General features: G+C 72.6%; 8 protein-coding genes. All 8 read right to left on the bottom strand.

Annotated elements, in window-relative coordinates:
- Nucleotides 1-74 precede the first annotated feature (74 nt).
- Entirely contained in the window at nucleotides 75-1,358 is a 1,284-nt protein-coding gene (locus tag L0B03_RS19595; RefSeq protein ID WP_250445981.1) for a methyl-accepting chemotaxis protein, read from the bottom strand.
- A gap of 166 nt (nucleotides 1,359-1,524) precedes the next feature.
- Nucleotides 1,525-3,006 (bottom strand): adenylosuccinate lyase, encoded by a 1,482-nt coding sequence (gene purB, locus L0B03_RS11760; RefSeq protein ID WP_250445983.1) that lies wholly within the window; start codon nucleotides 3,004-3,006, stop codon nucleotides 1,525-1,527.
- A gap of 65 nt (nucleotides 3,007-3,071) precedes the next feature.
- Nucleotides 3,072-3,506: a hypothetical protein gene (locus tag L0B03_RS11765; RefSeq protein ID WP_250445984.1), complete on the bottom strand. Its 435-nt coding sequence runs from the start codon at nucleotides 3,504-3,506 to the stop codon at nucleotides 3,072-3,074.
- Nucleotides 3,503-3,952 carry a hypothetical protein gene (locus tag L0B03_RS11770; protein WP_250445985.1) on the bottom strand — a complete coding sequence of 150 codons (450 nt, stop codon included), beginning with the start codon at nucleotides 3,950-3,952 and terminating at the stop codon, nucleotides 3,503-3,505. Before L0B03_RS11770 ends, L0B03_RS11765 begins: the two co-directional genes overlap by 4 nt.
- On the bottom strand, nucleotides 3,949-4,401 hold the full coding sequence (locus L0B03_RS11775) for a hypothetical protein (RefSeq protein WP_250445986.1): 453 nt from the start codon (nucleotides 4,399-4,401) through the stop codon (nucleotides 3,949-3,951). The genes L0B03_RS11770 and L0B03_RS11775 overlap by 4 nt, the downstream gene beginning before the upstream one ends.
- A complete protein-coding gene (locus L0B03_RS11780) occupies nucleotides 4,398-4,850 on the bottom strand; it encodes a hypothetical protein (protein ID WP_250445987.1) in 453 nt (150 codons plus the stop codon). The genes L0B03_RS11775 and L0B03_RS11780 overlap by 4 nt, the downstream gene beginning before the upstream one ends.
- Nucleotides 4,847-6,304: a GPI inositol-deacylase gene (locus tag L0B03_RS11785; protein WP_250445988.1), complete on the bottom strand. Its 1,458-nt coding sequence runs from the start codon at nucleotides 6,302-6,304 to the stop codon at nucleotides 4,847-4,849. Before L0B03_RS11785 ends, L0B03_RS11780 begins: the two co-directional genes overlap by 4 nt.
- The coding region (locus tag L0B03_RS11790) for a hypothetical protein (RefSeq protein ID WP_250445989.1) at nucleotides 6,301-6,938 on the bottom strand (638 nt) is incomplete at its 5' end. The genes L0B03_RS11790 and L0B03_RS11785, both read right to left, overlap by 4 nt.

A 6,938-nucleotide genomic window follows, 5' to 3' on the forward strand; every position in this document is an offset into this window, starting at 1 on the left:
ACGGCCCGGCGCCCCACGAGCCGGCCCCGGGCGACGTCGCCTAGGAGCCGCTCGCCCGCCCCGGGCTGCGTCGCCTAGGAGCCGCTCGCCATCGCCGCGACCTCCTGGGTGACCTGCTGGACCGCGGAGGTCATCGTGCCGATCGAGGACCTCGCCTGACCGGTGGCCGCGCCCTGCTCCTCGACCGCCGCCGCGATCGTCGTCTGGGCGTGGACCACCTCGGCGATCGCCCGGTCGATGCCGCTGGTGCCGACCAGGGCCTCCTGGGTGCCCCGCTGCACGCTCGACACGACGGCCTCGATCTGGTCGGTCGCACGAGCCGTCTGACCGGCGAGCTCCTTGACCTCCTGGGCCACCACGCTGAACCCCTTGCCGGCCTCACCGGCCCGGGCTGCCTCGATCGTCGCGTTGAGGGCGAGGAGGTTGGTCTGCTCGGCGATCGACGTGATGGTGCGGGCGATCTCCGCGATCTGGCTGGTGGCCTCCTCGAGCCCACGCATGGTGGCCGCCGAGGCGGAGACCTTCGTCGCGGCGTCCTGGGCCGAGGTCGAGGCCTGGGCCGCCGCCTGACCGATCTCCGTGGCCGCCTCGACCAGCCCGTCCATGACCTGGGCGGCGTTCTCCGCGCCGTCCGTCAGGTTCGCACCGGCTGCGGTCAGGGCGACCAGCCGGCGCTCGAGCTCGACCGTGCGCTCCTGACGGGCCTGGAGGGCACGCTGGGCCTCGAGCGCCGCGTGCTGCTGGGACTCGGCGAGCTCGGCGTGAGCGGCGAGCTGCTCGGCGGCGGTCGCCTCGGCGCGGGCCTGCTCGACCCGCCGGGAGGCGTCGGCCTGCTCGGTGAACTTCCAGCTCGTGGCCAGTGCCGCGCACTCGGCGAGCAGCAGGACGGCGTGGATGCTCGCCCACAGCAGAGGGTTGGCCTGTGCCTCCCCCTCGGAGAACACCAGCGAGGGGTCGACCAGGCTCATGCCGACGTGGTGCACCGCGACGATCGCGACCGCCACGAGGAAGGGCGTCCACGCCTGGTAGAGGGCCACGAAGGCCACGACGACGAAGAAGTGCAGGTGCAGGTCGGTGATCCCGCCCGAGACGTGCACCAGGACCACGCTCGAGAGGACCAGCCCGCTGCTCACGGCCGCCGCGCGCACCAGCTGGGAGCCGCCGGCCCGCCCGACGAGGAGGAGCGCGATGATCAGTCCGAGGCCTACCCAGCCCATCCATGCGTGATCAGCCCCGGTGGCGTGGTGCCCGCCGGGGTGCCAGAACAGGGCGAGCGCCGCCAGCACCGGGACGTGCGCGGCCAGCACCCAGGACAACGCGTCGTGCCGGGTCCGGAAGGAGGCCTCGTCGAGCCGCACCCCGCGGGGGAGCCAGCGGGCGGGCCCGCTCGGTGTCGGGGCGGTCGTGGCAGGGCCGGGCCGGGACGCGGAGGGTGACGGCGTCGTCCGGCCCCCAGGGGGAAGGGTCATACCCAGTGATCGGACGCTTTCCTGCAGGTCTGAGGGGGCGCGGGGGTGAAACGCCTCAGAGGTCGAGGAGCCCCACGAGCTCCTCGGCGGCCCCCGTGTAGGAGGCGGGGGTCATGGCGCTGAGCCGTGCCGCGACGTCCTCGGGCAGGCCCAGGGTCGCGACGAAGGCGCGCAGGTCCTCACCGGTGATGCGGCGACCGCGGGTCAGCTCCTTGAGTCGCTCGTAGGGCTCGTCCATGCCGGGCACCCCGGCGACCCCCGCGGCGCGCATCGCGGACTGCACGGCCTCGCCGAGCACCTCCCAGTTCGCGTCGAGGTCACGGGTCATGGCGGCGGGGTCCGCGTCGAGCCCCGCGAGGCCCCGCCGCACGTTGTCGATCGCGAGCAGCGAGTGGCCGAAGGCCGGGCCGATGTTGCGCTGCGTGGTCGAGTCCGTGAGGTCGCGCTGCAGCCGCGAGGTCACCAGCGTCGCGCCCAGGGTGTCGAGCAGCGCGCAGGACATCTCGAGGTTCGCCTCGGCGTTCTCGAAGCGGATCGGGTTGACCTTGTGCGGCATGGTCGAGGACCCCACCGTGCCCTGGCCGCGCACCTGGATGAAGTAGCCCATCGAGATGTACGTCCACACGTCCGTGGCCAGGTTGTGCAGGATGCGGTTGAACCGCGCGACGTCGGCGTAGAGCTCGGCCTGCCAGTCGTGGGACTCGATCTGGGTGGTGAGTGGGTTCCACGTCAGGCCCAGGTGCGCGACGAAGGTGCGCGAGACCCCGACCCAGTCGGCCTCGGGCACGGCGGCCAGGTGCGCTCCGTAGGTACCGGTCGCACCGTTGATCTTGCCCAGGTACTCGGCCCCCTCGATGCGCCGCAGCTGCCGGCCCAGGCGGTGGGCCAGGACCGCGAGCTCCTTGCCGAGGGTCGTGGGGGTGGCGGGCTGCCCGTGGGTCCGGGCCAGCATCGGGACCCCGGCGTGCTCGCGGGCCATGGCGGCGAGCTCGGCGACGAGCGCCCGGGCCGTCGGGAGCCACACCTGCTGGACGGCGCCCTGCACCATGAGGGAGTAGGAGAGGTTGTTGACGTCCTCGCTCGTGCAGGCGAAGTGCACCAGCTCGCTCACCGCGGGGAGCGCGGTGCCCTCGCCGAGCACCTCGGAGGCCTGGGCGATCCGAGTCTTGAGCAGGTACTCGACCGCCTTGACGTCGTGCACGGTGACCCGCTCGGTCTCCGCCAGCTCGGCGACGGTCCCGGCGTCGAAGGTCTCGACGACGTCGCGCAGGTAGGCGCGCTCGGCCTCGGAGAGCACCGGCGCCCCGGGCACCACCTGCTGCGAGGTCAGGTGGATGAGCCACTCGACCTCGACGTGCACGCGCTCCCGGTTGAGGGCTGCCTCGGAGAGGTGGTCCACCAAGGGGGCGACGGCCTTCCGGTAGCGCCCGTCCAGGGGGCCCAGGGCGATCGGCGGGTCGACCTCGGCGAGCCGACGGCGGATGCCGGCGGCGTGAGAGGCGTGGGTCGAGGAGGTCCCGGGCTCGGTCTGCGACATGCGGGCAATCCTTCCACGCGGCGTCGGCGCCAGGCCCCGGCGTCCAGCCGCTGGGGTGGTGGGGATCAGTCGTGGCAGGCGGGTGGGTCGACCTCGCGCAGGATCCCGTCGTCGGTTCTTGGCCCGTAGCGCTCCTGGATGGCGGTGGCCAGAGGCAGGTCGGGGTCGAGAGCCTGTGGGTTCGTGAACTGGCCTCCCTGGTACACGCTGACTGAGACGCCACCGCGGCCTTGCCAGAGCAGGGCGAGGGTGGTGTCCAGGACGCAGTAGGGGTCGGCGTCCTCACTGACGGTGATGCGCCCGCCATAGCCGGTGGACCCGAAGTTGGTGTTGTAGCTGAGGGTGTGGCTCTCGACGCCGGGGATCTGGCTCACGGCCTCGAAGATCTCCTCGTCGGGGACCGGGACGCGGCGTGGCTCGCGGGGGGTGAGCGAGCAGCCGGTCAGGAGCACGGCGCCGACCAAGAGGGCGGCAGCGGTGCGGGTGGGCCGGCTGGTCACTGGTGGGGCTCCGTGGCGTGGCAGGCGGGTGGGTCGACCTCGCGCAGGTGCTCTCCGTCGGGTCTTGGCCCGTAGCGCTCCCGGAACGCCGTGACGTACGGGAGGTCACCGCCCAGATCCTGTGGGCGGGTGAACTTGTCCCCTTGCCACACGCTCACCGAGAGGTAGGCGCGGCCTTGCCAGAGCAGGGCGAGGGTGGTGTCCAGGACGCAGTAGGGGTCGGCGTCCTGGCTGATGATGACATCGCCGTTGTAGCCGGTGGACCCGAAGTTGGTGTTGTAGCTGAGGGTGTGGCTCTCGACGCCGGGGATCTGGCTCACGGCCTCGAAGATCTCCTCGTCGGGGACCGGGACGCGGCGTGGCTCGCGGGGGGTGAGCGAGCAGCCGGTCAGGAGCACGGCACCGGCCACCAGGGCGGCGGCGGTACGAGTGGGTCGGTGGGTCACTGGCTGGGGGCCGTGGTGTGGCAGGCGGGTGGGTCGACCTCGCGGAGGATCCCGTCGTCGGTGCTCGGTCCGTAGCGCTCCTGGAAGGCGGTGGCCCGGGGGAGGCCGGCGCCGAGTTCCTGGGGGGTGGTGAACTCGTCTCCTTGGCGCACGCTCACCGAGAGGTAGGCGCGGCCTTGCCAGAGCAGGGCGAGGGTGGTGTCCAGGACGCAGGACGGGTCGGCGTCCTGGCTGACGATGACGTCTCCGGCATAGCCGGTGTAGCCGAAGTTGGTGTTGTAGACGAGGGTGTGGCTCTCGACGCCGGGGATCTGGCTCACGGCCTCGAAGATCTCCTCGTCAGGGACCGGGGTGTGGCGCGGCTCACGCGGGGCGAAGGGCGAGCAGCCGCCCAGGAGCACGGCGCCGACCATGAGGGTGGCGGCGGCGCGGGTGGGCCGGCCGGTCACTGGCTGGGCGCCGTGGTGTGGCAGGCGGGTGGGTCGACCTCGCGCAGGATCCCGTCGTCGGTTCTCGGTCCGTAGCGCTCCTGGAAGGCTGTGGCCAGAGGGAGGTCACTGTCGAGATCCCACGGGTCGGTGAACTCGTCTCCTTGGCGCACGCTCACCGAGAGGTAGGCGCGGCCTTGTCGGAGCAGGGCGAGGGTGGTGTCCAGGACGCAGTAGGGGTCGGCGTCCTGGCTGATGATGACATCGCCGTTGTAGCCGGTGGACCCGAAGTTGGTGTTGTAGCTGAGGGTGTGGCTCTCGACGCCGGGGATCTGGCTCACGGCCTCGAAGATCTCCTCGTCGGGGACCGGGGTGCGGCGCGGCTCACGGGGGGCGGAGGGCGAGCAGCCGCCCAGGAGCACGGCACCGGCCACCAGGGCGGCGGCCAGGCGGGCGCAGCGGCGGCTCATCGGCCAGGCACCGTGGCGTAGCACTGCGCAGCACTCAGCGTGTAGCGGGTCACCTCGGGACTCCCGTGCGTCGTGCCGGCGAGGAACTGCTCGTTGGCCGCACGCCACGCGGCGACGGACGCGTCGTCCGAGCTGTCGACCAGCGTTCCGGTCTCGGAGTAGACGTCCGTGCCGTGCACGGCCCCGACCGTGTACCCGTGATCGGCGAGCACGACCGAGTCCGAGGCGTCGCGCTCGATGGTGACCCAGTGGGGCCGGTCCGGGTTCTCCCGGCCCTCGAGCATCGGCACGGCGTCCTGGTCGTGCTCGAGGGAGAGCACCGACACGTCGTCGGGGATGTCGAAACGCGCCACCGGGGACCCGCCGGTGACCACCGACGTCACGGTGAACTGCTCGCGGAACCCGGGGTCGCTGGCCAGGGATGCCGCGGCGATCCCACCCTGGCTGTGGCCCGTCAGCATGACCGGATCCCCCTTCGTCACCCCGGCCGCATGCATGGCCCTGGCGATGGCCTCCTGGAGGGCCGTCTGCTCCCCGGCCATGAGGTGGACATTGGTCGTCAAGTCCACAGGGTTGTCCCCCCGCACCGGCGACCAGTCCTGGGTCCCGGGGATCTGGACGACCCACGAGGACGTCCCGTCCGGTCCTGGCACGCGCGCCACCTGGATCTGCCCCTCGCTCCCCTCACGGCCGAGCGAAGTCTGCTGATCGAAGATCCCCTTGACCGACGTCGGCGCCGCCCCACGGTGCTCGCCGACCTCCATCGGGACGAACTCGCCCGCATCGTCGAAGCCGCCCCCGAGCCGGCCCAGGTTCACCAGCCCGGCGACCGCGCTCTCGTAGTCGCCGGTCGGCCAGGTCCCCCCCGAGATCGCCGTCGTGAGCGGGAGGCCGAGCGTCGAGGTCGACAGGCCCTGGATGATCCACGGCATGCTCTCGGTGAGCTCCTCGAGCAGCCACGGGTTCTCGAACAAGGTCTCCTGCACGCGGGCCAGGGCCGCCTCGGGATCCCTCCCGACCGTGATCCCCAGGGCCGCCACCAGCACCGGGTTCGACGCCAGCACCAACCCGGTGCCGAGGGCCAGGCCCGGCAGCGCCATCCCGAACGCCAGGCCGCCAGCCCGGTTGAGGGCATCGAGCACCTGCTGCTGGGTCTGGTCGACGAGGGCGTACGTCTCGACGCTCGCGCGGAGCACCACGGCTGAGGCCTCCATGCGCGCGCTCACCGTGACCATGGACAGGCTCGCGTCGGTGACGGCGAGGCCCACGGCGGCGGCCTCGACCGGGCACAGCACCGCTGACGCGATCACGGACTCGTCGACGGCGACCTTCGCGACGTCGTCGGCCCACCGCCGCACCTCGTCACCCAGGGCGTCGAGCACCCCGGCGTAGGAGCGGATGTCCTCGTGGCGGGCCGTGACCCCACCGGCACCACCGCTGACCTCGATCGTCATCCCGCCTCCTGCGCGGCCGTGAGGGCGCGGTCGACCCGCCCGGTGAGCTCCGTCAGCAGCGTGCGGCCGATGTCCTCACGGGTACGGACACGGTGCCGCAGCACGTCCCCGGGCATCGGGAGGATCTCGACCCACCCGGCGTCGCAGCGCAACCACGTGCCGAGCGAGGTGCGCGCGCTGCCGTGGCTGCGCACCGTGAGCGCGAGCTGGCCGTCGAGGGTCCGCGCGAGGGAGCCCACCACCGCGGGCGGCTCCTCGAGACCGAGATCCGCGGTGAGGGCCTCGACCACCTGGGTGCGTCCCTCACGCAGGGCGCGTCCCAAAGCGACGGACAGCTCGACCGGCACGTCGGCGTCGGCGACGTCGGTCTCGGCGGCTGCGGGGACCAGACGCAGGACCTCGTCGAGCATGGCGGCCACGGGGAACACGCTCACCTCGATGCCGGGTCGCGGCCGGGTCGCGGTGACGGCGCCCTGCGGCAGCACGTCGATCCCGCGGACCACCGCGGTGCCGAGGACGCCGTCGGTCCGCAGCACCGCGAGCACGCCCCGGTCGCCGGCGACGCCGTGCAGCTCGACCTCGACCGCTCCGCCGAGGGCGACGGCCGCCTGGAGGGTCTCAAGTCGGAGGCCAA

It is taken from the genome of Actinotalea sp. C106, assembly GCF_023630195.1.
In the GTDB taxonomy this organism is placed as follows: Bacteria; Actinomycetota; Actinomycetes; order Actinomycetales; family Cellulomonadaceae; genus Actinotalea.